Origin of the sequence: Alloalcanivorax xenomutans (assembly GCF_900217905.1) — a bacterium.
Lineage (GTDB): Bacteria > Pseudomonadota > Gammaproteobacteria > Pseudomonadales > Alcanivoracaceae > Alloalcanivorax > Alloalcanivorax xenomutans.
On record NZ_OBMO01000005.1, the window covers coordinates 37,372 to 63,526 of the forward strand.

Sequence of the window (26,155 nt, forward strand, 5' to 3'; positions counted from 1 at the left end):
GCGACCGCTCTTTCGGCCGTTTCGTGAACCTGTTCATGCGTTTGACAAGAACGACACTCCTTCCTTTCTGTCCAATCACCGACGGATTCATTCGCCAGGTCTGGTTTGATAAAGACCGGCCCTGATAAAGGAATACAGGTGATTATGGCTTCCTCTTTCCCCCCCGCGTCTGGGCAGGATCGTTTTTTCTCCGTGCTTTCCTGCCTTCTGCTTTTCGCCTTCCTCTCCCTGTTGATGACCTTCCGCTACAGCTATGCCGTGGTGCCTTTACTGGCTGGAGGCGTGGCCTTGAGCGGGCTGTTGTTTGTGTGGCTTCAGCCGGGGCATTCGTTGCGGCTGGGCCGGGGAGATGTTCTTTGCCTGGCTGTTCTTCTTCTCTTCTCTCTGCTTTGGCTGGCGGATGTGGGCCGAACGGGCAAGTGGCCGGTAGGTGAAGGTAACCAGGGTATTCTGCTGCCATTGTGGCCTATGCTGGCGGCCCTGGTGCTAATGGCCTGGCGGGCGTTTCCGCCGAAGGCTGGGTTTTGGTGGGCCGGGGTGGCGTTGGGGGCGTTGCTGGCCGGGGGCATCGCTTCCTATGAGCATTGGGTGCTGGGGCGCGGGCGGCCGGATAATGGCATGAACGCCATTCCCTTCGGCAACGTATCGTTGTTGTTGGCAACGCTATCGCTGGTGGGGCTGCTGGCGCGACTGGGGATGCGCCCTGTGAAGGGGGAGTGGTGGTTGCGTGGCTTCTACGCGCTGGCAGTTGGTGCCGGTTTGCTCGCCGCCGTACTGTCCGGTACCCGAGGCAGTTGGATTGTTTTCCCGGCTCTGGTTTTGCTGGTGTTTGGTGTGTTCTGGCGACAGTTACATCGTGGCGGCATGGTGGCCTTGGCGCTCTTGGTCGCGGTGGTGGTCCTGAGTGCGTCCTTCATGCCCAGGGCAGGAGTGACCCAGCGTGTGGCCCAGGCGGTGGAGAATCTGGAGGAATATACCGAAGGCGATACTTATTCCTCCCTGGGGGTTCGTCTGGAAATGTGGCGGGCCGGTGCCCGCTTGTTCCGCGAGAAGCCCATTCTTGGTTGGGGGGAAGGGCGGTTGGAGGAGCGCCGTGACCAATGGGTGGCTGAGGGGCTTTACGATAAGGGCATCAGCCGTTACGACCAACTCCATAACGACCTGATCGATACCGCCGCCCGCCGTGGCTTGGTGGGGCTGATTTCGTTATTGCTGCTTTACGGTGTGCCGCTCGTGCTGTTCGCTACACACTTGCGACGGCGTAAGGATGTTCAGGGACAGGCGCTGGCCTTGTCCGGGGTAATCGTGGTGGTGGCGTTCATCGGTTTCGGGCTGACCCAGTCTCTGTTGCGGGATGTGCGCGGGCTGTCCGGCTTTCTCGGGATGCTGACGGCGTGCTGGTGTTTGTTGAAGGCGACGCCGGAGGGTGCGAGAGAAACGGCGCAAAGCTGATTTCTGAGCGGCTGTGGGAAGATTGCCGGGCGGCGCTCCGCCTGCAAGCGAATTGCCAACGGCAGGGAAAATAATTCGCTGCCAAGCGGAGCGCCGCCCGGGCATCTCCCACAGCGGCTTCGTGGCATAATCTGTGGGAGCCAGCTTGCTGGCGAATACTGCCTTCGGTGTTGGGCATTCGCTTGCAGGCAAGCTCCCACAGCGGTATGAACGACGCGGTCAGAACTTCGCCTGCCCGGGCAGCCACAGGACCAGTTGCGGGAACAGGGAAATCAGCACCACCACCACCAGCATCACCGCCACGAAGGGCAGGGCGCCGCGCAGGATGTGGCCCCATTGCATGCCCGGCGGCGCCACGCCTTTGAAATAGAACAGGCTGCCGCCCACCGGCGGCGTCAGGAAGGCGGTTTGCAGCATCACCGCCACGCAGGTGATCACCCACAGCGGATCCAGATCGTACTGCCGGATCAGCGGCAGGAAGATCGGGAACAGGATCAGCACGATGGCGATCCAGTCTATGAAGGCGCCGAGGACGAACGTCAGCACCATGATCACCAGGTAGACGCCCCATTTGTTCAGGTTCAGATGGCTGACGAAATCGACGATGATCTGGTCGCCGTCCATGCTGTGGAACAGGGCGGTGAAGCACACCGCGCCGACAATGGTGACCATCGCCATGGCGGTGATCTTGGCGGTTTCCTGCACCGATTCCTTGAGCATGGTGAGGCTGAAGCGGCCGTAGGCCACGGTCATCAGCAGGGCGACGAAGGCGCCGACGCCGGAGGCTTCGGTGGGGGTGGCCCAGCCGGAGAAGATCGATCCGAGCACCGCCGCCACCAGAATCACCGGCGGCACCAGATTGACCAGCGCGCCGCTGATGCGTTTGCCAACCGGCATGGCGGCGGCTTCTTCCGGGCTGAGCGCGGGGCCCCGTTCCGGGTAGCGCCAGCACAGCCCCAGCACGTACAGCACGTAGCACAGCGACAACAGCAGGCCCGGCACGATGGCGGCCAGGAACAGCTTGCCCACCGACAGCTCCGCTTCATTGCCCATGACGATCAGCATGATGCTGGGCGGGATCAGTACGCCGAGGGTGCCGCCGGCGGTGATCACCCCGGCGGAGATTTCCTTGCGGTAGCCGTATTTTTCCAGCACCGGGGCGGCCAGCAGCCCCATGGTGACCACCGAGGCGCCGACGATGCCGGTGGTGGCGGCGAAGATGGTGGAGACCACGATCACCGCCACCGCCAGGCCGCCGCGCACCGGGCCCAGCAGGTAGCGCAGCGATTCGAACAGGCCTTCCGCCACCGCCGATCGCGACAGGAAGTTGGCCATCAACGTGAACAGCGGGATCGCCACCAGGGTGTAGTTGTTCATGGTGGAGAACACGGCGCTGACAAAAATGTCGATGATGCCGGTGCCCCAGCTGGTGAGACCGAACAGCATGGCGATACCGCCGAACACGAAGGCGATCGGGTGTCCGGTGGCGATGCCCAGCAGCAGTGCGGCGAACATGCCGGCGATGATCCAGACTTCATTCATGTTGCGCCTCCGGCTGGTCGCCGCCTTCGATCAGTACCAGAAGGTGTTTGAGGGTTTCCGAGAGGCCTTGCAGCGCCAGCAGGGCGAAGCAGACCGGAATCACCGCCTTGAACGGATACAGCGGCGGCGCGAAGGCGGTGTTGCTGGTTTCGCCCATGGACCAGGAATACTCGGTGAAGGCGATGCCGTGGACCGCCACGGTGATCACGAACGGGAAGAACAGCACCAGGTAGCTGACGATGCTGAGCAGCGCCTGCGCGCGCGGGCCCAGGTGCTCGTAGAGCAGGTCCACGGAGACGATGCTGCGATGCAACAGGGCATAGGCGGCCACGATCATGAAGTGGAAGCCGAACAGCATGGTGATGGTCTCGAAGGCCCAGATGCCGGGGGCGTTGAAGACCCGGCGGCTGACCACTTCGAACACGGTGACCAGCATCATCGCCAGCACCGACCAGGCGCCGATGCGGCCAACCCAGTCGCTGATGCCGTCGAGAATACGGATAAGGTGGCGTATGGCCTGCATGATCAATCCAGCCGGTAGCCGTTGAGTTCATTGGTGCCGAAGCTCCAGGGGCCCTGCATGCGGCGGTAGGGCGCGTAGGCTTTGAGGTAGGCTTGCTGGCTTTCCAGCACTTCCTGGAAGTCCGGGTTCTTGGCGGCGATGTCGCGTACCGCCTTGTTGACGATGCCTTCGATGGTTTTCAGATCCTGGTCGGGCATTTGGTTGACCTCGATGCCGTACTCGTCCTCGAAGCGGTGCGCGGCGACACCGTCCACATAGTTGCGGACGGCGGTGGAGCGGGCCATGATCGCTTCGCTGGCGGTGGCGACGATGTGTTGCAGGTCCTCGGGCAGTTCGTTCCAGGCATCCTTGTTGATGGCGATACCATAGACCGCCGCGCTCTGGTGCCAGCCCGGGGTGGACCAGTATTTGGTGACGTCCTGCAGGTGCAGGATTTCGTCGGAATCCGGGCCGCCCACTTCGCCGGCGTCCACCACGCCCCGTTGCAAGGCTTCATAAACGTCATAGACGCCGATGGATACCGGCGAGGCGCCGAGCTCGGTCATTACCCGGGTCTGGATCAGGCCGGCGATGCGCACCTTGAGTCCTTTGTAATCTTCCAGGCCGCGGATCGGCACGTTGGAGCGGATGCCGGATTCGGTGCTCAGAGTGGTGATCGGGAAGTAGACGGTGTTGAATTTGCCGTAGATGCGGTTGTATTGCTCCAGGCCGCCGGCGGCGTAGATCCACTGAAAGAAATCGTAGCCGCTGAAGCCCATTACGTGGGAGCCAAGCAGATCGAAGGCGGTGTTCTTGCCGGACCAGTAGTTGGGCCAGTCGCCGCCGGCCTGGACGGTGCCCTTGCTGACGGTGTCGAGTACCTGGGTCGGGCTCACCAATTGGCCCTGGGAATAGCGTTTGATTTTCAGGCGGCCGTTGCTGAGCTGGTCCACCAGGTCAACGAATTCCTGCTCGTATTCGCCGGAGCGGGAGGTGTCGCTCCAGGTGCTGACCATTTTCCAGGTGAAGGTTTCTTGGGACGTTTCAGCGCTTTTTCCGGTGTTGGTATCGGCGGCATCACCGGCTTCGCTGGAGCAGCCGGCCAGGGTGAACAGGGTGAGTGCGGTGATGCCGATCAGCATCGTTTTGATGGGATTCATGGAACGCTCCTGGATTTGTTTTAGGAATGGCGTTGGTTGATTCGCTTGCAGGCAAGCTCCCACAGCGGCTCCGTGGTTAAGGCTTCTGTGGGAGCCTGCCTGCAGGCGAATTATTGCTTCGGCACCCACCGCAAAAAGCAGACACCACTATCCTCGTCGTGCTGAAAGTGCGCTTTCACACGCACGCCGCATTGAATCTTCTCCACGTCTACGCCGAAGGCGTTGCCGAGCAGTCTTAAGCCGTTTTCCAGTTCGGCGACGACGATGGCGTAGGGCAGATGTTCCTTGAACCAGGGGTGGGGCGCGCGGTACACCACGGAATAGGTATAAACCACCGCCTGATCGGGCATGACCGGCCAGTGGAAACGATCGCCGTGGCACTGTTTGCACAGGTCCCGGGGCGGCCATTGCAACTGACCGCAGGCGTCGCATTGCTGTACCCGCAGTTGCTGGTCTTTCAGGCCCTGGAAGTGAGCCTGATAGAGCGGGTCCTCGATGTCGGGCAGGGGGCGTTGAACGGGGTTACCCATGGTGTCCTCGCTGGGTCCTGTGACCATTAGTTGTGCAGGATGGCGATGGCGCCGTCGCCGAAATCGCCATAGCCGGTGACCAGGCCGAGATGGGCGCCGGCCACCTGGGCCTGGCCGGCGTCGCCGCGCAGCTGGCGCACCGCTTCCACCACGTGGTTCATGCCGGAGATGTGCGCCTGGGAGAGCAAGCCGCCGTGGGTGTTCAGCGGTAATTCTCCGCCCAGGGCGATGCGGCCGTTGGCGACGAAGTCCGGCGCCTCGCCGCGCTGGCAGAAGCCGATTTCCTCCAATTGCCGCAGCACGATGAACGTGAAGCAGTCATAGATCTCGGCGAAATCCAGTTCGTCCAGGCGGATGCCGGCGATGTCCAGCGCCCGCGGTGCCGCTTTGCCGATGCCCATGCCGAGAATGTCCGGGCGATTGCTGAGATCGTCCGGGGAATCGGGATGGCCTTCGGCGGTGGCCGCCACGTACACCGGCGGCTTGCCACCGGCGCGGCGCGCGGCGTCCGCGCGGGTGACCAGAATGGCGGCGGCGCCGTCGGTTTCCAGACACACATCCAGCAGCTTGAACGGCGTTACCAGCATCGGGGAGGCGTCGTAGTCTTCCCGGCTCATGGGGCGGTCGCGGAACCAGGCGCGTGGATTCAGATGGGCGTGACGGCGGGTGTTCAAGGCCACCGTGGCCATCCCTTCGCGGCTGGCGTTGGTTTCATGGAACCAGCGGTTGGCGTGCAGGCTATACCACTGCATCGGCGCGATCATGCCGTAGGGGTATTCCAGGTTGCGGCGGATGTCGTCGCCGGGCCACACCACCCGGGGGCCGGAGTCGGTGGCGCCCAGGCGCATGCTGCTGTAGGCGTTGCGGCCGGCGCTGACCAGCACCCGTTCGGCGATGCCCGAGGCCACCGCATGGCAGGCCAGATGCAACCCGGCCACCGGGCTGGCGCCACCGATCTTGATGTGGGCGTGGAACTTCAGATCGGTGATGCCCAGGCCGGCGACGAAGTCCTCGTTGGTGCCCACCCGTGAGGTCATCACCAGGCCATCCACCGCGCTGCTTTCGATACCGGCGTCGGCGCAGGCTTTCAGCGAGGCTTCCATCAGCAGTTGCAGACCGCTTTTGTCGGTGCCCCGGGTGTATTCGGTTTCGCCGATGCCGGCGATGGCGGCGGTGTCCGGTTGATAGCGGCTCATGACGCGGCCCCGGTGTTCAGTCCCAGTTTATCCATGGCCAGGGTGCGCAGTGCCGGCTTGTCGAACTTGCCGGTGAGGGTGATCGGCCATTCTTCCCGCGTTATCGCCACTAGGTGTTTGGGTATCTTGAAGCCGGCGATGCGTTCCTTGCAGAAGGCTTTCAGGGTTTCCAGTTCCAAATCCTTGCCGGGGTGGGTTTCCACCACCGCGGTAACGGCTTCGCCCCAGCGGTCGTCCGGAACGCCGACCACTTGCACGGTGGCGATATGCGGGTGCTGTTCCAGGAACATTTCCACTTCCCGCTGCGACACATTCTCGCCGCCGGTTTTTACCATCTGCTTGAAACGGCCCCGGTAGTAGACGTTGCCACCGGCGTCTTTCCAGCCGTAGTCGCCGGTGTGGAAGAAGCCTTCGTCGTCCATGCTCTCGGCGGTTTGCTTCGGCATCTTGTAGTAGCCGAGGAACAGTGACCAGCCGCGCACGCAGATCTCGCCCGGTTCATCGGCGGCGCATTCACGGCCGGTTTCCGGGTGCACGATTTTTACTTCGCAGCCGGGGAAAGGACGGCCGTTACTGTTCTTGCGCACGACCTCGTCGTTTTCTTCCGGCGGCACCGCCACCGAGGTGCCTTCGGTGAAGCCGTAGTGGTGGGTGACCGAGGCGTGGCCGAAGCCCAGCTCGCGAACTTTGTCGTACCACTCGGGACCGCAGGCCAGCATGATGCGGTCGACTCCGCTGACGTCGGTATCGGCGAAGTCCGGGTGCGCCGACATGGCCCGGTAGTGGGTGTCGAAGCCGCCCATGCAGGTGATGCCTTCCTCGCGGATCAGCTTCAGGGCGTGGCCCGCTTCGAAGTAGTCCATCAGTACCGTGGTGGCGCCGAACAAGGCGTTGCCCAGGGTGGTGTAGATACAGCCGCCGACATGGTAGAAGGGCGACATGCCGAGCTGGCGGTCACCGGGTTTCATGCGAAAGGTGGATTGATAAAGGTGCCCGGCGATGGCGACGTTGCTGCCGTGGCTGCGCAACGCCGGTTTCGGGAAGGCGGTGCTGCCGGAGGTGAACAGAATATAGGACGGTGCGCTGGGGGAGAGCCGGGCGAACCAGGCCTCCACTTCCTGTGGCCGCACATGGGCGCCGGAGCGCATGACGTCGTTGAAGTCGAAACAGCCATCGTGGGTGCTGCCCGCCGGGCTCAGCGTTACCACGGTTTTCAGATGGGGGAAGCGTTGGCTGTGCAGGAAGCCCGGCGCGGCGCCGACCCGTTCCGGCAGCAGTTCGGAGAACAGGGCCAGATAGTCCACGTCGCGGAACTCGTCCATGGTCACCAGCGCCTTGACGTCGGCGCAGCGCAGCACGTGTTCCAGTTCCTGACGGCGGAATGTCACGTTGATCGGCACGATCACCGCGCCCAGCAGGCTGATGGCGTAGGACAGATAGAACCATTCCGGGCGGCCGCCGATCAGGGTGGCCACGTGATCGCCGGGCCCGATACCCAGGTTGCTCAGTCCCTTGGCCAACGCGCAGGCCCGTTGGTATTGCTGTGCGAAGGTGATCGATTCTCCGTGATAACGCAGCGCGACACCGTCCGGCCATTGCTCGGCCGCGTCCCGGGCCACGTCGGGAATGGTTTTGTGCAACAGAGACGGCTCGCTGGCCATGATCGGTTCTCCTTGTTGGCGGGGAAGGGCAGGCTCGACTGACCGGTCAGCCTAGAACGGGCGACACTCCTGTTCTTGCGTCAACTGGCTAGACGTATGCGGGTGAGGTGGCTGGCTCCCACAGAGGAGCTACCAAGCTTCCCACATCGGCTTCGTAGCCCTCTCCGTGGGAAACGATTAAGGTAGCAACCACTCCAAGCATCCAGGACGCGTACAAAGGAGAAGGAATCAAGATGGCGACGGTATTGGTCACCGGTGGTGCCGGTTATATCGGCTCTCACACGGTATTGCTGCTGTTGGAAGCGGGCCACCGGGTGGTGGTGGTGGATAACTTCAGCAACAGCAGCGCCGAATCGCTGCGCCGGGTGGAAGCACTGGCGGGCAAAAGCGTGGCGCTGGTGGAAGGGGACATCCGTGACGGCGGGCTCATGGAGCAGGTGTTGCGGGATCACCAGGTGGAAGCGGTGGTGCATTTCGCCGGCCTGAAGGCGGTGGGCGAGTCCGTGGCTCAACCGCTGCGTTATTACGATTGCAACGTGGTGGGTACGATTCGCCTGCTGGAGGCGATGGAGAAGACTGGCGTTCGCCGCTTGGTGTTCAGCTCTTCCGCTACCGTCTACGGCGATCCCGCCACGGTGCCGATCCGCGAGGATTTCCCGCTCAGCGCCACCAACCCCTATGGCGCCACCAAGCTCCACATCGAGGACATGCTGCGCGATCTTTATCGCGCCGAGCCGTCCTGGGGGTTGGCGTTGCTGCGTTATTTCAACCCGGTGGGGGCGCACGAGAGCGGTCGTATCGGCGAGGATCCCAACGGCGAGCCGAATAATCTGATGCCTTATATTGCCCAGGTGGCGGTGGGCAAGCGTGAAAAACTGCGTGTTTTCGGAGGTGATTACAACACGCCGGATGGCACTGGCGTGCGGGATTACATCCATGTCATGGATCTGGCTCAGGGCCATCTGGCGGCGCTGGAGGCGCTGACCGGTCCGGGGCTGATCACCACCAATCTGGGCACCGGCCAGGGTTACAGTGTGCTGGATATGGTGCGGGCCTTTGCCCGCGCCAGCGGTCGCGATATTCCCTACGACATCGTCGAGCGCCGGCCCGGTGACGTGGCGGTGTGCTATGCGGACCCGACTCACGCGGAACAGGTACTGGGCTGGAAAGCCACCCGTGGCGTGGACGCCATGTGCGCGGACCATTGGCGCTGGCAGGAGAGTAATCCCGAGGGGTATCGCTAGGCGCCGTCCCGACGCTTTGTAGGCTTTTTGTGGGAGCTTGCCTGCAAGCGAATTGTTGCGGTGATTGGAGACAAGACCATTCGCCAGCAGGCTGGCTCCCACAGAGGCGCTACAGAGCAGCAGCAATGTAATCCCGCTGGCGTGTGGTGCGGGTCGGTGATACAAGGAAAGGACGCTTTGACCAGACCAAGGAGGTTGCCATGACGCGTTCATTGGGGATTCTGGGAGCCGGGGGGCACGGCAAAGTCATCGCCGATACCGCCATTGCGTCGGGGTGGCGCAAGATCGCTTTTTACGATGACGCCTGGCCCAGGAAGCAGACCAATGGGCGCTGGCAGGTTTCTGGTCGCAGTGGCGAGCTGCTGGAGGAACTCGGCGCCATGGATTCGGTGACCGTCGGTATCGGGCGCAATAATGTCCGCTTGCAGAAACTGTCGGAACTGCTGGAGTCGGGAGCGACCCTGGCGACCATCGTTCATCCCCATGCGTCGGTGAGCCGGTTCGCGGAGATGGGCGCGGGCAGCGTGGTGTTCGCCAGCGCCGTGGTCAACGTGGATTGCGTACTGGGCATGGGCTGCATCGTCAATACCGGGGCCACGGTGGACCGGGATTGCCGGCTGGCCGCTTGTGTCCATGTCTGCCCCGGCGCGCATCTGGCCAGTGATGTGACCGTGGGGGAGGGCAGTTTCATTGGCATTGGCGCGGTGGTGAAGGAGGGGGTCACCATTGGCGCTAACGTGGTGGTGGGCGCGGGGGCCGTGGTGCTGCACGATGTGCCCGACGGCGTCACCATCATGGGTGTGCCGGCGCGATAAGGAGCCCGTTTTCCCCCGATGACTCTGGACACTATTCAATGGGCCAAGGTCGTGGCCTCCTTGGCGATGCCGGTGTCGCCGGTATTGCTGCTTCTGATCTGCGGCACGGTGTTGCTTTGGTGGGGCCGGGCACGCCGTCTGGCGCTGGCCATGGTGACCACCGGCACGGTGCTGCTGTTGCTGTTCACCATGCCGGGCAACGCCCGCTGGCTCGGCGGCCCTCTTGAACACGCCTATCCGCCACTGACCACGCCGCCGCCGGCATCCTGGGTGGTGGTGCTTGGTGGGGGCGCTCTGGATGATCCTGCGTTGCCGCCGCCTTCCCGATTACGACCCCATTCCCTGGCCCGGCTGGCCGAAGGGGTGCGCCAGTTTCAACTGCAACCCTCGGCCAGGCTGATCGTATCCGGAGGCGCCCCGGACGCTGCTCCGGACACCGTGACCTCGGTGGATGCCATGGCGGAGGTAGCGACGGCCTGGGGCGTGCCGGAGGAAGCGATCTGGCGCTCCCCGGATGCGCTGAATACGGAGCAGGAAGCCCGGGCGGTGGCCCGCTGGGTGCCGCCGGAAGAGCGGGTGATCCTGGTGACATCGGCACTGCACATGCCGAGGGCGTTGGCGCTGTTTCGCCAGCATGGCATTGATGCGGTGCCGGCGCCGGCTGGGCCCTACTGGACCCCGGGGCTGGGGCGGGCGGACTGGGGGGACCGTTTGCCGGGAGCGGAGCCGCTCTATGTGCTGGAACTGAGCTGGTGGGAGAGGTTGGGGGCCTGGTGGCAGGGGGGCACGCGGTAAACCGCAGCTTTCCACAGACAGGACTACGAAGGCGCTGTGGGAGCCCGCCCTGTCCGTGGGAGCTTGCCTGCAAGCGAATCTGTTGGGGACCAAGAGCCCGTTCGCTTGCAGGCAAGCTCCCACAGCGGCTTCGTGGCTATGTTCAGGATATGTGGGAAATATGAAATAAAATGCGCCTCTGAAAGAGGCGCGGAATGCGAAATCAAAAGGAGATAATGTCGTAAAGAAAGCTTTGATCATCACGCTCCGGCCACATCCATGTTGTTGCTCATCCATTGCGCGATAATCCGAGCATGCCGCGTCACCACGCCGATTACAATTACCAAATGTTGCGGAGTGTTGCTTCCTGAGCCGATGTTGCTCTTTCCCCTGTTACAAAAATGTCGCTTCCAAGTACTTCCTTGGGTATTAAACCTGCTATTATACCGCCCCTTCACCGGATGGATTCGGTCAGGTGTTGTCAATCCCCTGAATGGGGGATTTTCCTGCTCAGCCGGTTGCTGTAAAAACGTTAAATTATTGCAAAAACAGCAGGGCGTCGTGGGTGCGTCACAAAGAGTGTCACGCATTCACATTTACACTCGGTTTACCTAACGCGCGGGCTATAAAACGTTACGTGCGGGCCTGGAAGTGTGAACCGCATCACATGATAATGGCTCTCTTTTGTTGACATTGAGACGACTAAGGACAGGTCCTATGCATACCGCTTCATCACCACTGCACAGTGCCGTGGCTCGGGTGCTCAAGTGCTCCCGCTGGCAAAAACGGGCCATCATGCTGATGGCGGACGCGGTGGCACTGCCGGTAATGTTGTGGACCGCCTACGCCTTGCGTTTCGGCAATCTGTTCCCGCCAATCGAAGATGTTTGGTTATTCCCGCTGACCGTGCTGGTGGGGCTGCCCGCGCTCTATCTCCTTGGATTTTACCGCTCCATTGTCCGTTACCTCGGTGCCGAGGTGGCTTGGTCGGTGGTGCTCGGCATGACCGCCACGGTGGTGGTTTTAGCGAGCCTCTCTTATATGGTGCCGGCGATGGTGCCACGGTCCGTGTTTTTGATTTTCTGGATCCTGGGCGTGTTGTATTTGGGGTCCAGCCGATTTTTGGCACGGCGGTTCCTGTACCGGATTATGTCCGGCTATTTTACCACCGAGCCGGTGGCGGTTTATGGCGCCGGTGGCGCCGGAGGACAATTGGTTACCGCTTTACAACAAGGGCGGGAGCTGCATCCGGTTTTGGTGGTGGATGACGATCCGGGCAAACAGGGCACTTTGCTCTCTGGTGTGCCGGTGGTGGATCGTCTGACCTTGAAACAGGCGGTGGCGGAAGAGCGTATTCGCACCGTGTTGCTGGCGATGCCGAACCTGTCCCGGCAGCGTCGCATGGCGGTGGTGAGCTGGCTGGAGAAACTGGATGTGCGGGTGCAGACGGTACCGGCCTTCGCCGATATCGCCAGCGGCAAGGCGCGCCTGGAAGAGATTCAGGATGTTGCCATCGAGGATTTGCTGGGCCGCGACGCGGTGCCGCCGCGGCTGGATTTGCTGAGCCGCTGTATCAGCGGCAAGCATGTGATGGTGACCGGTGCCGGTGGCTCCATCGGGTCCGAGTTGTGCCGCCAGATTCTGAAGTTGAACCCGAGCTGCCTGGTGTTGCTGGAGCAGAGCGAGGTTGCGCTGTACGACATCGAGCGGGAACTGAGCGGGGTGCTGCGGGAGAGCGGTAAGGACATCGAGCTGGTGCCGATGCTGGGCTCCGTGGTGAACCGGGGGCTGGTGAAGAGCCTGTGCGAGGAACGGCGCATTGATACCCTTTATCATGCGGCCGCCTACAAGCACGTTCCCATTGTCGAGGCCAACCCGGACGCCGGGGTGCGCAACAACATCATTGGCACCCTGGCCGCCGCCGAAGGGGCGCGGGATGCCGGGGTGCGGCATTTCATTCTGATTTCCACCGACAAGGCGGTGCGGCCCACCAACGTGATGGGGGCCACCAAACGCTTCGCCGAACTGGTACTGCAGTCCCTGGCCAGCAGCAGCGACAACACCATTTTCTCCATGGTGCGGTTCGGTAACGTGCTGGGTTCTTCCGGCTCGGTGGTGCCGTTGTTCCGCAAGCAGATCATGCAAGGTGGCCCGGTGACGGTGACCCATCCGGACGTGATCCGTTACTTCATGACCATTCCCGAGGCGGCCCAGTTGGTGATTCAGGCCGGTGCCATGGCCAAGGGCGGTGAGGTGTTCGTGCTCGATATGGGCGAGCCGGTGCGGATTATGGATCTGGCCACCACCATGATTCGTTTGATGGGGATGAGTGTGCGCGACGCCACCAACCCGGACGGTGACATTGAAGTGGTGTTCTCCGGTTTGCGTCCTGGTGAAAAGCTGTATGAGGAACTGCTGATCGGTGAGTGCTCCATCGAAACCGAGCATGAGATGATCATGCAGGCCCACGAAGAGAAGTTGACGCCGGCTGAGATCAACGAGGCGTTGGACCGTTTCCGTACCGCGCTGGAACGCGGTGATCAGGATGCTCTGCGTGCTCTGCTGCGTTCTTATGTGAACGGCTACCAGCCACGTCAGGATGACGACGACGCTCTGGTTCTACGGCCGACCGCCGATCAGGCCGTGCACAAGAAGGCGGCTCCCTACAAGGCGCCTTCGCCAACGCACTGAGTTCCTTCAATCTTTTCTTGAGCCGCTGCTGTAGGAGCCTGCCTGCAGGCGAATCTTTTGGGCCTGAAGCCCAATGCCCAATTCGCCTGCAGGCAGGCTCCTGCAGCGGCTGAGAAACAAGCCGTCGAAAGGGCGATCACATTCCCAGCGGATCATTCAAAAACCGTATCGCCCGCCGGTCACGGGTATAAGCCACATTGAGCCTCAACCAGGGCGAGGCCGTTTCACCGGGCAGGAACAGGTGCCCCGGGGACAGGCTGACGCCGGATTGCCGGGCCAGATCCACCAGTTTTTGCGAATCCGCCACGCCCGGATAACGGGCCCAGATGAACATGCCTCCCGCCGGTTCCGAATGAACCTCCCAACCCGCCGACCGCACCAGATTGAGAGCGGTGACCATTTGCGCGGAAAGCCGCGTGCGCAACCGCTCCACCAGTTTTCGGTAGGCGCCGTTCTGCAACATGGTCATGACCACCTGCTCGGAGAAACGGGAGGCGGAAATGCTGGTCAGCATTTTGATGTCCACCAGCGGCTTGATCCGCGCCGGTGCCGCGGCGATAAATCCCACCCTCAGTGAGCTGGAAAGGCTTTTCGAGAAGCTGCCGAGATAGATCACCCGCCTGAGGCCGTCGAGGGCCGCCAGACGTAGTGTCGGCTCATGTTGAAAGTCGGCATAAATATCGTCCTCGACGATCTGGAAGTCGTGCTGCTCCGCCAGTTGCAGGATGCGGTGGGCAAAGGTTGGCGCCAGAGTGGTGCCGGTGGGGTTCTGGAACACGCTGTTGGTGAAAAACAGTTTGGGTTTGTGGGTCTTGAGCAGGTGCGCCATGCGCTCCGGGTCGGGCCCGCCGGCCAGCCGAGGCACCCCCACTACCTGCACCTGCTGCAGCTTCAGCAGGCCGAGCAGATTGTAGTAACCCGGCGATTCCACGAACACAGTGTCGCCAGGCTTCAGCAGTAGCCGCACCAGCAGGTCCAGAGCATGACTGCCGCCGCCGGTAAGCAGGATCTGCTGAGTGCCGGCGTCGATACCGAGCAGCCGAAGGCGCTCTCTGATCAGTGAACGCAACTCCGGGGTGCCGAGGGGCGTGCTGTAATCGAGGATACCGGCGCTGTCCTGGCGGGTGACCTGGCGGATGGCGTAGGAGAGGTCTTCCACTTCCAGCCAACTGCCCGGCAGCCAGCCGCAGCCGAGCTTCAGCGTGGAAGCGTCGCTCTGAAACAGGCTCCAGCGATCGTCGGCGACCTCCTCCTCGGAGACCGGCTCGGTGCCGGCCAGCATTCTGGCGGCGCCATCCGCCACGTAGAAGCCGGACCCGGGCTTGGAACGTACCAGCCCCTGAGCCACCAGGCGTTCATAGGCTTCAATGGCGGCATTGCGGCTCACATGCAGTTCACTGGACAGGCGGCGGATGGAGGGCAGGCGGCTGCCGCCGCCGGCGCCGTTGCGCACGATCCAGCGGCGGATCCCATCTTCGATTTGTAGCACTATGGGCAGCCCCGAGTCCGGGTCCATATCCAGCTTCATGCCAAGTCCTTGTGATACCCGCGACCGTTACCGGAAAACCCGCAACAGTTCATCAATAACCAGAGCCAAGTGTACCTTACCGTCGAATCCGGCGAATACGACCATGGTGTGGTCCCGCCCAGGTCGGGGCGCGCATGCGTGCCCGAGTGAGGCGGCCCATGTATCCCGTTTTCTCAAGGTCCGTTATGCGCCGTTTCGACGCCCTGCGTTTGGCTTTTGCCCTCTGCATCATCACCTCCGCTTCCAACCTCCAGGCGCCGCTGTATAGCGCCCTGGCCGCCAAGGACGGTGTTGGCGTTGGAGCCACCACGGTGGCTTTCGCTTGCTATGTATTCGGCATCATCCCCGTGCTGTTGGCGTTGAATGGCTTGTCGGAGCGGGTAGGGCGCAAGCCGCTGATTCTGGCGGCGCTGGTATTGTGTCTGATGGCGACGACGCTGACCCTGGTCGCCCCGGGAATTCTGGCCCTGGGCGCCGCCCGTTTCCTGGTCGGGGTGGCCACGGCGCTGGCCTCCAGCGTGGCGCCCGGTTACATGTATGACCTGTTCTCCGGTGGGGACCACCGGCGTGCCGCCAACTGGGTCACCGCCGCCACCTCTCTGGGCTTCGGTCTGGGCCCGGCGGTGACCAGCCTGTTTCTGCTACAAGCCAGTAGCCTGACACCGCCCAGTTTTCCACTTTATCTGCTGGCCGCGGCGCTGGCCTTTGTGCTGGTCGCCGGCCTGAGGGATGACGCGGCCAGATCAAGCCTAGCGCCGCTGGCCCGGCTACCGTTCTTCCCGGCGGGTTCGTTGATCTTCGGATGGGCGATCCTGCTGGCCTGGGGCACGGTGGGGCTGGTCATCGCCATCCTGCCTTCGGCACTGCAAAAGCACGGACTGAGCGAGTGGTCCGGCTTCGCGGTGCTGGCCACTTGCAGCTGCGGCGTGCTGTTCCAGCCCCTGGCCCGGCTGCTGCCATCGCGCATTTCCACCCGCATCGGACTGCTGATCCTGCCGGTGGCCTACAGCCTGATCGCCTGGGGCGCGCTGCACGGGCAATTCGCCGGCGTGCTGGCGGGCGCGGTGCTGGCGAGCAGCGCCTGCTATGGCTTCATTTACCTGGGCGGCCTCAGCGCCGTGCTGGCGCTGGGCGAGGAACGCCGTGCCGCCGCCAGCGCCGGGTTCTTCCTGATGGCGTACTTCGGCTTCATTCTGCCGGTTATAGTGACCGGGGTTCTGGTGGACCTGTGGGGGCATCAGGTGGCGCTGATTGTATACGGAATGGCGTTGACTATCGGGGTTTTGGCGACGATCGTTCACCTCCATGGTAAGTCCATTACGGTGGAGGATCGCCTGGCCGCGAATAGCGAGTAGATCTGCTGCCTCGCAGCCTGGACCACGAAGCTCCTACAGCGGCTTCGTGGCTGCTCTCTGAAATTCATGTCTCCAAGGCCATGGCCCCCGCCCCGGCACTTCCTTAGAGTGCAATGTCCGGTAAAACTTATGTGATAGCGCGAGGAGAGCCGGTTCGTCCAAGGACAGGGCATGGTCAAGTAGGTAGAATTCGTGGTGCTCATTTCTTCGGCCGTGTCTAATGATTGCGCCGCGATTCCCAGAACATGGCGAGATGAGGGGATGGGTGCCCTGTATATTGTGTGAAACGTATTGGTTAGGGGAAGTGACAGATGATTTCCAAGGCGGTGATTCCGGTGGCTGGGCTTGGTACACGTATGCTGCCCGCTTCCAAGTCCATTCCCAAGGAAATGCTGCCGATTGTGGACCGGCCGGCTATTCACTGGGTAGTGGAGGAAGCCGTTCAGGCTGGTATTACCGAGATCATTCTGGTTAACCATGCTGCCAAGGGGGCCATCGAGGACTACTTTGACATCAACGCGGAATTGGATGCCCAGCTTCAAGCCAAAGGCAAGGAATCATTACGTCAAAGCCTGCGTAATGTGATTCCGGAAAACGTCAGCGTGATCAGCGTTCGTCAGCGTGAGCCGCTGGGCCTTGGGCATGCGGTACTGCAGGCCGCTCCAGTGATTGGTGAGGAACCTTTCGTGGTGATGCTGCCGGATGTCTTATTGGAGGCAGCGGATGAGGGCGTGGATCTGGGGGCGATGATCGAGCGCTATCAGAACTCTGGTGCGGCACAGGTTATGGTGGAACCCGTACCCATGGATCGGGTCGATCAATACGGCGTGGTATCACTGGAAGGACCCGCGCCAGTACGTGGGGAAAGCCGTGTGATGAACGGGGTGGTTGAAAAACCTCACCCCGAAGATGCGCCATCCAATTTATCCGTGGTGGGGCGTTATGTTCTGCCCGGTTCGATCATGGCTTTGCTAAAAACAACACGGCCAGGTGCTGGCGGCGAAATCCAACTGACCGATGCCATTGCCGAATTGATTGGTCAGGCCCCGGTGGAAGCCTATGCGATGACGGGCAAAACCTTTGATTGTGGCAATAAAGCGGGTTATCTGGAGGCTTTCATACACTTCGCTCTCAGGCATCCTGAGTTGGCTCCGGTGGCCCGGGACATCGTGGAGCGGCATTGTGCGCATTGATGTAGTTGGAGATACGCTGTGCGCGGCGGTAACCGCGGCGGCTTTGGCACAGACCGGCCATCTGGTCACATGGCTCTTGCCTGAAGGGCACTACTGGCAAAGCTTGCAAAACGACGGAGAGGGCTACCACGAACCCGGTTTGATGGCACTGGTTCGTGAGCAAGTCGAAGCGAAACATCTGACGATACAGGCCATGGGAGGACTGCCAGGGGAACCCGCTCCCGCGGTGTTTATGGCGCTGCAACCGGGTGCTCGGGAATTGGCGGACGCAGTCCTTGCCTGGCTGGTTCAACGGCCAGGATGTGAGGTGTTGATTAACCAGAGCGTGTTTCCAGTGGGAACCACTGAGGAGCTGCGGCAGGGAATGACAGAGCGGGGTGAAGCGATACCGGTGGTGTGCTTGCCGGATACGTTGCAGGAAGGGCGGGCCTTGCAGGGGTTTACCCGGCCGGAACATATTTTGCTGGGATGTGACGACGCGGCTGCAGAAGGGATGATTCGCGAAATTTTGCGGCCATTCAATCGACGTCAGGACGTCATCCAGGTGATGCGACCCCGGGAAGCCGAATTCGCCAAGCTCGCTATCAGTGGCATGCTGGCCACTCGTCTGAGCTTTATGAACGATATGGCCCTGCTGGCGGAGGAACTGGACGTTGATATCGATGTTATCCGGCAGGGTATGGGATCGGACTCGCGCATTGGCGAAGCCTACCTGTATGCCGGCTGCGGGTTTGGCGGGCCCGGCTTCAGCCGGGACGTGATGAGCCTGACCGATACGCTGCGCAGTCGTCGCATTGATGCGGAACTCCTGGAGCAGGTGCTGCAGATCAATGAACGTCAAAAGGAAGTTCTGTTCCGAAAATTCTGGCGACACTACGAGGGTGAAGTCTCTCAACGGCGAGTTGCGCTTTGGGGCGTGGCATTTAAGCCTGGCTCGGACCGGGTGGACAACGGCCCGGCTCTTCGCCTGATAGAAGCATTGTGGGCCCAGGACGTGGAAATTCATGTGCATGATCCCCTGGCACTACCGGAGCTGGCACGCTGGGCTGACGGTCGGGGTCCTTTGGTGCTACACGAAAGCAGTTACGATGCTGTTCACGACTGTGACGCTTTGATGGTGGTTACCGAATGGAAGGAATACTGGAGTCCGGATTGGCTTGGCTTAAAGGGGGTGATGAAAGTACCCCTGATTCTGGATGGGCGTAATATTTACGACCCGTCCTATGTCAAGAGCAAGGGCTTCCAGTATTACGGTATCGGGAGGGTATGACAGTGGCATTGCCTCTCCATGACACTTCCATGGCGCGTCAGGCCGAAGCGACATTGCGTGAACATGCCCAGTTTGCTAGAGAATGGCATCTGACGGATCTTTTCGCCAAGGATGCCAATCGCTTTGATCACCTGAATCTGCGTGCCTGTGGTTTGTTGGTGGATCTCAGTAAACAACGCGTCACCCTTGAGACCCTTTCCCTGCTGCGAGCCTTGGCCAGGGAGCGTGGGCTGGATCAATGGACTCAGTGTCTGTTCGAGGGCAGGGACGTGAACTGGACCGAATCCCGGCCTGCCATGCACTGGCGTCTTCGCGAGAGTGAGGCTCAGGCGCCGGAAGTCCACCAACAACTGGCGTTGATGGAACGCATCGTCAACCGGGTTCATTCAGGGCAGTGGCGAGGGTGTCAGGGCGATGCTATTACCGATGTGGTCAATATCGGTGTGGGGGGCTCCGACCTGGGGCCTCTGATGGCTTCGGTCGCTCTTCATGAACATTTTCCATCGGTCGGTAGACGTCCTCGGGTTCATTTTGTTTCCTCCATGGACGGCAGCCAGATTGCGCCGTTATTGGACGAACTGAACCCGGCCACGACTCTGATGGTGGTGTCGTCGAAGTCGTTCACGACCGTGGATACCCTGAGTAATGCCGCTACCGCCAGGGCCTGGCTGACAGGTGCCTTTCCTGATATGAACGGCGCGGCTCTGCGATGCCATTTTATCGGCGTTTCCGCACAGCCGGAGCGCATGACGGAGTGGGGTATTCACCCGGATAACCAGTTGCAACTCTGGGACTGGGTGGGAGGGCGCTACTCATTGTGGTCCGCCATTGGCCTGCCCATTGCCTTGACCACGGGCATGGATTATTTCCGCGAGCTGCTCGCTGGCGCCCATGACATGGACCGGCATTTCCGGGATACCCCTTGGGAAGAGAATATCCCGGTGATGCAGGGGCTCGTTGACGTCTGGAATCTTAACTTTCTCAATATAACTGCCCGGGCAGTACTGCCCTACGATGGCCGCCTCAAGCACTTGCCCGCGTACGTTGAACAACTGGAAATGGAGTCCAACGGCAAGTCCGTTACCCGTGATGGTGCCACGGTGAAGTATCACACTTGCCCAGTGATCTGGGGGGAAGTGGGCCCGAACGCTCAGCACGCCTTTTATCAATTATTGCACCAGGGCACACAGCCGGTTGCCTGCGAATTCATCGTTGCCGCGCGCCACGGTCGTCGTAACGGCAACAGTGCGGAATTGCAACCCTTGGAAGATCAGCACCGCCTCACCGTGGCCAATTGTCTGGCCCAATCCAGATTGTTGGCGCTGGGAGAGAGTGCGTTGCCGACCAATGAAGAATGGCCGGCCTTCATGCACTATCGCGGTAACCAGCCGAGCACGACCATCATGCTGGAGGAGCTGGTTCCACGGCAGTTGGGAGCGCTCATTGCACTTTATGAACACAAGGTATTCGTCCAGGCGGTGCTCTGGGGCATCAACCCATTTGATCAGTGGGGGGTGGAGATGGGGAAACGCATTGCCAAGGACATGGTCCAGGTGCTGAGTAGCGGAAAATCCACCGATGAGCTGGATGCTTCCACCCGCGCTCTGGCCGACTATGTCCGTCAATTACAAGACATTTGAAGGGGCTCGTGAATGACCACCGTTTTGTCTGATACTTTGTTCCGTGCCTACGATATTCGCGGCATTTTCGAAGAGACATTGACGGAACCCGTCGCGGAGTTGATCGGCCGGGCCATCGGTTCGGAGGTTATCGACAGAGGAGGGCGTTGTGTCGCCGTGGCGCGTGACGGCCGTCTCTCTTCTCCCGCACTGTTGGATGCCCTGGCCAAGGGTCTGCAGGCCAGCGGTTGTGACGTAGTGGACGTAGGGCTGGTGCCCACGCCGGTATTGTATTTCTCCACCTACCATTTCCAGGACGCGGATTCCGGCGTGATGATTACCGGTAGCCACAATCCGCCGGACTATAACGGCTTCAAAATCGTCATCAGAGGTACGACGCTTTCTGGTGACGCCATCCAGGCACTGAAGAGCCGGATCGAACAGCGGGGGTTCTCGGAGGGGCACGGGGCGCGGGAGCAACGGGAAATTCTTCCTGCTTATCTGGCGGCTCTGAAGGCGCGGCACCAACTGGCGCGCCCGTTGAAAGTCGTGGTGGACTGCGGCAATGGTGCCGCTGGTGTGCTGGCGCCGGAAGCCATCGCCACCCTCGGCTGCGAGGTCATCCCCCTCTATGCCGAAGTGGATGGTACCTTTCCCAATCACCACCCCGACCCGGGCGATGTCGAAACCCTGAATGATCTGATCGATACTGTTCAGCGGGAAAGAGCCGACCTGGGGTTGGCCTTCGACGGAGACGGTGACCGCCTGGGTGTGGTTTTACCGGATGGAAAGGTCGTATTCCCGGATATCCTGTTGATGGCCCTGGCCGAGGACCTGCTCGGCCGGGTGCCGGGCGCCAAGATCATCTTCGACGTCAAGTGCACCGGCGCACTGTTCGACGTTATTCGCAATACCGACGGTGAACCGGAAATGTGGCGAACCGGCCATTCGCTGATCAAAGCCAGGATGCGGGAAACCGGTGCCTTACTCGCCGGCGAAATGAGCGGCCACATCTTCTTCGCCGAAGACTGGTATGGCTTTGACGATGCCGTTGTCGCCGCTGCCCGGATCCTCCGTATCCTCAGTCATCATGACGGCGACGCCGTCAGCTTCTTCGATCGCTACCCGAAACTCTGCACCACCCCGGAAATCACCATTCCCGTGACCGAGGAAACCAAGTTCGCCATCGTTGAATACATGCAGAACCGCGCCGATCTGGGTGAGGGTAAACGCACGGTGATCGATGGCGTGCGTATGGATTATGAGGATGGCTGGGGGCTATGCCGGGCTTCGAATACGTCTCCGAAACTGGTGACGAGGTATGAGGCTGTAGATGAGGAAACGTTATCGAGTATTCGACATTGCTTTGAGACTGCGATCGCTAAAGCTATCGAAAAAAATGGCCTATAATATCCCCTGCTTACATAGTATATGGCTGCCTAGAGAGGAATAGCGGCGTATAGTGCCAAGCTTTGAGCAAGTTCCAAATTTCAAAAAACTTCAATTGAAATAACTGATGGCCTAGTAGCGCTATCAGAGATGATTTTTTTGGAACAGAGTTTAGAAAATGCATTATAGCATGAGGGATGAAAGTGCGCTGGACTCTAACAATGTGGATTAAAGGGCACCAAAGCCAGTTACGACAGTGCGAATTGTTCGCAGTACAATGAGTATATCGAGACCCGCTGAAAGATTCTTGATGTAATAAAGATCGTGCTCTACTTTCTCTCTAGTGGACTCAGTGTCAGTCGCATACCCATTAGAAACCTGCGCCCAACCTGTAATGCCTGGCCGAACAATATGTCGATAGCTGTAATAGGGGACATCTTGCTCGAACTGTTGTACAAATCCCGGTTGCTCTGGCCGAGGACCTATCAGGCTCATATCACCTTTAAGGACATTAAGAAACTGAGGGAGCTCATCAATCCGGAACTTACGAATGAATGCTCCAAGCCGTGTAATGCGATGAGCGTCTTCATCTGCGAATTGGGGATGTTTGCAATCATCAGGACGCATTGAACGAAATTTATACATACGAAAAACGCTGTTGCCCCGTCCTACCCGTTCCTGAACAAATATAGCTGGTCCGGGGGAATCCATACGTATCAGAAGTCCGATTGCGAGGAATGTAGGTAACAAAATTGGTAGTAGCAGGACGGATACGGCAACATCTATAGCCCTCTTTGCTACCAAATATACGGGGGAAGGCTGCAAAGCTCCTAAGTCAACGCTTTTGAGTTGATTTAGGCTAACCTTTCCTTGAATTGCCTCAAGGACCTTCCTCCCATCTAAAACAGGCAGGCCGGCGATACTGCAATGACTAACAAACCGAATCCAATCGTCCTCAAGCTCAGCGTCCATGTCGACCACCACCGCGTCGAAGCGGCAGTTACCTAGATCGGGCTGAGTTAAAACTCGCCACTGAATATTTTGATGGCTGATGTTGTCGCCATAGAGATCGGAAGGGACGATTGCCAACTTCAAATGCCGGAATTTTTGACTAATTTTTACAGATAAGTATTGGATGCTTAAAAGTAATAAGATCCCGAGAAACAATGAGGTTCTGGCATAGCTGACACGGCATAAAAGCACAACGCCCAGGACGAGGCAGGCGGAAAGCAGGGCGACGCCCAGTGTATAGGTGATAGTTCGACCGCCGGTGAATTTGGCGATGTGCTGGCCTAGAAAGACGTTGATACCGTACATGGCAGCTAGCAGCACCAATGTTATAGTCTGATTTTCGTCTTCGGGCAGGCTTTGATAGCTCAGAAATTGGGAGCCAAGCAACAAGGCGCCCATAGCCAAAAGATGGCCAACCGCTGGGTTGAGAACTAATTTTTCGTACCAGCGGTTGTGTCTTAACGGAGAGGAGGCTTGTACGGAATAGTCTTGCACGGAATCGTAGTCCTTCATGAGCTGATAAGGCATCAAATCCACGGTTGCTCTTTACGTTCTGAAGCCGGAGGGAATCTTACCACAATAGGCCCGTCGAAAAAGAGGCTGTCGAGACATTTCAGGCAGGTCGGGGTGCTTCCATAACTTAACTATGACACACTCGCCAGCCTCCGAGGTGCTTGGGTATTCACCAGATGAATGTATTAATTGTATCTGGTACACGGCCGGAAGCGATAAAAATGGCGCCAGTCATTGAGCAAATTCGCTTACAGGACACGTTACAAGGGAAAGTCTGTGTCACTGGGCAACATAGGGAAATGCTGGATCATGTACTCAGTCTCTTTGGGATCATCCCGGATTATGACCTGAATGTAATGAGACGACCATGGCAGACGTTATCTGCCATGGTCAGCTGTATTCTGGAAGGTCTTGATGATGTCATTAGCGATTGCCATCCTGACCTTGTAATGGTCCACGGTGATACCTCCACCACGATGGCAGCGACATTAGCGGCATTTCATCATGGAGTAGCAGTTGCTCATGTTGAGGCTGGCCTGCGTACAGGTGACTTGACGGCTCCTTGGCCAGAGGAAGGAAACAGGAAGGTGGTCGCTTCGCTAGCTTCTCTTCATTTCGCTCCGACGGAGGGAGCCGCTCGCAATCTTAGCGACGAAAATACTCCAGCAGAAAAGAGTCTTGTTACTGGTAACACGGTTATTGATGCTCTGCTGACGGTGAGAGATATGCAGGAACAGGATCCTCTTTCTATTTCAGAGTTTAAAAGAAAGTATAACTTTATTCATGATGACAAAAAGGTGCTGTTGGTCACTGGGCATCGCCGAGAGAGCTTTGGGGAAGGGTTTCAGAGAATTTGTGATTCAGTTCGCATATTGGCCAAGATGAACCCGAACGTTGACATCGTTTACCCAGTTCATCTTAATCCAAATGTGACAGGGCCGGTGCGAAAGCACCTGAGTGGGCTGGACAATGTTCATCTTATTGAACCTCAGGACTATTTCCCCTTTGTTTATCTAATGAATCGTGCTGATGTCATCTTGACTGATTCCGGTGGTATTCAAGAGGAGGCTCTTTCCCTAGGAAAGCCCGTTCTGGTTATGCGTGACACTACTGAACGGCCGGAGGCCGTTGCCGCGGGAACGGTCCGTCTGGTGGGTACGAATGTTGACCGTATTGTCACTGGAGTGCATGAGTTACTTAATGACCATTTCGTTCTTGAGCGCATGGCTTCTGCTCATAATCCTTATGGAGATGGCCGGGCGGCAGGCCGAATTGTAAAGCATCTGCTTGCCTGGCGTGATGGAGAGAGCTTGGAGAAAAGATGAGGAAAGACGAGGTGGGATCCGGTTATCCCGAAATGAGCAGATGGACGCTCAGCCAGAGAACAGGAGGAAGATTGGCTCTGGCGATATATACCGTTATCGCCGTTGCCATGTTGGTATGGCCGTTCTCTTATGAACTGTTTAAGAGTCAGCTGGTGGGATTAATCCTGCTCTTACCTATCGCGCTAAGGACGAAATTATCATTTTCCATAGCGAGAAGTATGGTGTCCTGGAGCTGGGGAGTCTATCTGGTTCTATTATTTGGCGTTGCGCTCCATTTATTGCTTGGGGAGAATAACTCGGAGCTGCCCCTGTTCATGGTCTATGTAGTGAAGGTTCCCATTGTTTACTGTGCGGTTAACCTTACTTATCAAACATTGTTGTCCTCTGGTTGGAGCCGGGGACAAGCGCAATGTTGGCTATGGGCTGCAGTTGTTGTGCCTTTGATAGTGACACTATGTCAGCTTCTTTTCCCATCCTTTCACAACTGGTCTATTGACGTCCTTGGGGGCTTCAGAGTCAGTGATGTAATCGCGCGGCACGCGGAAGGGCATCCATTTCGTTTTTTTGGGCTGAACGGTTTTTTGTTTGCTTCCCATGCTGTCGCCTATGGGTTCTGTGCCCTGGCTTTGTGTATTGTTAGAGGTCAGTTGGCCTCCCCAATCATTCGAGCCGGGCTTTTTTTGGTTGAGATGTCTTGTCTACTTATGGCTCTTTTGGCTGGTAGGAGTGCGTTGCCGTTGGTTGCGCTTTATGTTCTGTATAGTCTTTGGGTGGCAAAACAGGGCAGGGTACGTTTTCTTCTGGTTGTATTTTATATAATGTTCTTTGCTCTGGCTGTATTGATTTTACAAAAATCCGATGACGGTAGAAAATACTTATATTGGCTCGCGGAGCCTGTGCTGACATCTATAGAAAAAGGGCGCCTGGCGTCGCACTCGGTGGATGAAACTCTTGATTCCTATGCGGGAATTAGTCGCTCTGAAAAAGAGAAAGGATGTCAGTCCACCATTAAACAAATCGTTGGTTGTGGCGTTTACTTTCGTAGCAATGCAGAATATGCAAAGGTCGGATTGGTGGCTAGTGATTCCGGCTATGTGCGCTTTATATATGCGGTAGGGTATTTGGGGTTGGGGACTTTTGTTGCCTTTCTTATTATGATTTTATGTCAGGTTGTCGTTGGGAGAGATTGGCTTAAAAAATTAAAAGAAAATTTATTTTGCGTGTTTTTTTTAATTTATGGTTTTGTGTTTTTGTTTAAATCTGAATGGATGTATCAGAATTACTTTGTTTTTTATTATTTCTTGCTTGTTGTTCTGAGGAAAGAGGTGGTGCCTGATTATGGAAGTAATGTTCGTGAGAGCGTTCTTGCCTCATCTTGATTCAAG

General features: G+C 58.9%; 20 protein-coding genes. 12 read left to right on the plus strand and 8 right to left on the minus strand.

The window, feature by feature from the left end; translation table 11 throughout:
* Positions 1–192 precede the first annotated feature (192 nt).
* Entirely contained in the window at positions 193–1,452 is a 1,260-nt protein-coding gene (locus CRO06_RS05165) for an O-antigen ligase family protein (protein ID WP_143247715.1), read from the plus strand.
* Positions 1,453–1,671: 219 nt separating this feature from the next.
* Here CRO06_RS05165 and CRO06_RS05170 read toward each other — a convergent pair whose 3' ends face one another.
* From CRO06_RS05170 to CRO06_RS05195, 6 genes are all read right to left on the minus strand, one after another.
* Complete coding sequence (locus CRO06_RS05170) at positions 1,672–2,994, minus strand: TRAP transporter large permease (RefSeq protein WP_097057908.1); 1,323 nt, start codon at positions 2,992–2,994, stop codon at positions 1,672–1,674.
* Positions 2,987–3,517, minus strand: coding sequence for a TRAP transporter small permease subunit (locus tag CRO06_RS05175; RefSeq protein ID WP_022997491.1), 531 nt, complete (start codon positions 3,515–3,517; stop codon positions 2,987–2,989). The genes CRO06_RS05170 and CRO06_RS05175 overlap by 8 nt, the downstream gene beginning before the upstream one ends.
* Positions 3,518–3,519: 2 nt before the next feature.
* Positions 3,520–4,656 (minus strand): type 2 periplasmic-binding domain-containing protein, encoded by a 1,137-nt coding sequence (locus CRO06_RS05180; RefSeq protein ID WP_097057909.1) that lies wholly within the window; start codon positions 4,654–4,656, stop codon positions 3,520–3,522.
* Between the two features lie 110 nt (positions 4,657–4,766).
* A complete protein-coding gene (locus CRO06_RS05185; protein ID WP_179746485.1) occupies positions 4,767–5,186 on the minus strand; it encodes a Zn-ribbon domain-containing OB-fold protein in 420 nt (139 codons plus the stop codon).
* Positions 5,187–5,212: 26 nt separating this feature from the next.
* Positions 5,213–6,382, minus strand: coding sequence for a thiolase C-terminal domain-containing protein (locus CRO06_RS05190; protein WP_097057911.1), 1,170 nt, complete (start codon positions 6,380–6,382; stop codon positions 5,213–5,215).
* Positions 6,379–8,043, minus strand: coding sequence for an AMP-binding protein (locus CRO06_RS05195; RefSeq protein WP_097057912.1), 1,665 nt, complete (start codon positions 8,041–8,043; stop codon positions 6,379–6,381). The genes CRO06_RS05190 and CRO06_RS05195 overlap by 4 nt, the downstream gene beginning before the upstream one ends.
* A 233-nt stretch (positions 8,044–8,276) precedes the next feature.
* Here CRO06_RS05195 and galE point away from each other — a divergent pair, with 233 nt between their 5' ends.
* The 4 genes from galE (at position 8,277) to CRO06_RS05215 (ending at position 13,567) form a co-directional block, all read left to right on the plus strand.
* Positions 8,277–9,287: a UDP-glucose 4-epimerase GalE gene (galE, locus tag CRO06_RS05200; protein ID WP_026950035.1), complete on the plus strand. Its 1,011-nt coding sequence runs from the start codon at positions 8,277–8,279 to the stop codon at positions 9,285–9,287.
* A 200-nt stretch (positions 9,288–9,487) separates the two neighbouring features.
* Positions 9,488–10,102, plus strand: a complete 615-nt coding sequence (locus tag CRO06_RS05205) for an acetyltransferase (protein WP_097057913.1) — start codon at positions 9,488–9,490, stop codon at positions 10,100–10,102.
* 18 nt (positions 10,103–10,120) lie between these two features.
* Positions 10,121–10,897, plus strand: coding sequence for an ElyC/SanA/YdcF family protein (locus CRO06_RS05210; protein ID WP_097057914.1), 777 nt, complete (start codon positions 10,121–10,123; stop codon positions 10,895–10,897).
* A gap of 696 nt (positions 10,898–11,593) precedes the next feature.
* A complete protein-coding gene (locus tag CRO06_RS05215) occupies positions 11,594–13,567 on the plus strand; it encodes a polysaccharide biosynthesis protein (RefSeq protein WP_097057915.1) in 1,974 nt (657 codons plus the stop codon).
* A gap of 136 nt (positions 13,568–13,703) precedes the next feature.
* Here the strand turns inward: CRO06_RS05215 and CRO06_RS05220 are convergent, their stop codons facing one another.
* The gene (locus CRO06_RS05220) at positions 13,704–15,095 is read right to left on the minus strand and encodes an aminotransferase-like domain-containing protein (RefSeq protein ID WP_097057916.1); all 1,392 of its coding nucleotides are present in this window, start codon (positions 15,093–15,095) and stop codon (positions 13,704–13,706) included.
* Between the two features lie 185 nt (positions 15,096–15,280).
* Here CRO06_RS05220 and CRO06_RS05225 point away from each other — a divergent pair, with 185 nt between their 5' ends.
* From CRO06_RS05225 to CRO06_RS05245, 5 genes are all read left to right on the plus strand, one after another.
* Positions 15,281–16,450: an MFS transporter gene (locus CRO06_RS05225; RefSeq protein WP_063140761.1), complete on the plus strand. Its 1,170-nt coding sequence runs from the start codon at positions 15,281–15,283 to the stop codon at positions 16,448–16,450.
* A 311-nt stretch (positions 16,451–16,761) separates the two neighbouring features.
* Positions 16,762–17,643, plus strand: a complete 882-nt coding sequence (gene galU / locus CRO06_RS05230; RefSeq protein WP_022996162.1) for a UTP--glucose-1-phosphate uridylyltransferase GalU — start codon at positions 16,762–16,764, stop codon at positions 17,641–17,643.
* Positions 17,633–18,913: a nucleotide sugar dehydrogenase gene (locus CRO06_RS05235; protein ID WP_055100623.1), complete on the plus strand. Its 1,281-nt coding sequence runs from the start codon at positions 17,633–17,635 to the stop codon at positions 18,911–18,913. Before galU ends, CRO06_RS05235 begins: the two co-directional genes overlap by 11 nt.
* Positions 18,910–20,553, plus strand: coding sequence for a glucose-6-phosphate isomerase (pgi, locus tag CRO06_RS05240; RefSeq protein ID WP_031228616.1), 1,644 nt, complete (start codon positions 18,910–18,912; stop codon positions 20,551–20,553). The genes CRO06_RS05235 and pgi overlap by 4 nt, the downstream gene beginning before the upstream one ends.
* A 12-nt stretch (positions 20,554–20,565) precedes the next feature.
* A complete protein-coding gene (locus tag CRO06_RS05245) occupies positions 20,566–21,942 on the plus strand; it encodes a phosphomannomutase/phosphoglucomutase (protein ID WP_055100625.1) in 1,377 nt (458 codons plus the stop codon).
* 207 nt (positions 21,943–22,149) lie between these two features.
* Here the strand turns inward: CRO06_RS05245 and CRO06_RS05250 are convergent, their stop codons facing one another.
* A complete protein-coding gene (locus CRO06_RS05250; protein WP_244902779.1) occupies positions 22,150–23,460 on the minus strand; it encodes a sugar transferase in 1,311 nt (436 codons plus the stop codon).
* Positions 23,461–23,621: 161 nt separating this feature from the next.
* Between CRO06_RS05250 and wecB the strand changes: the two genes are divergently transcribed.
* Both wecB and CRO06_RS05260 read left to right on the plus strand, forming a co-directional pair.
* Complete coding sequence (gene wecB, locus CRO06_RS05255) at positions 23,622–24,770, plus strand: non-hydrolyzing UDP-N-acetylglucosamine 2-epimerase (protein WP_097057917.1); 1,149 nt, start codon at positions 23,622–23,624, stop codon at positions 24,768–24,770.
* Complete coding sequence (locus CRO06_RS05260; protein WP_097057918.1) at positions 24,767–26,149, plus strand: hypothetical protein; 1,383 nt, start codon at positions 24,767–24,769, stop codon at positions 26,147–26,149. Before wecB ends, CRO06_RS05260 begins: the two co-directional genes overlap by 4 nt.
* Positions 26,150–26,155: the final 6 nt, after the last annotated feature.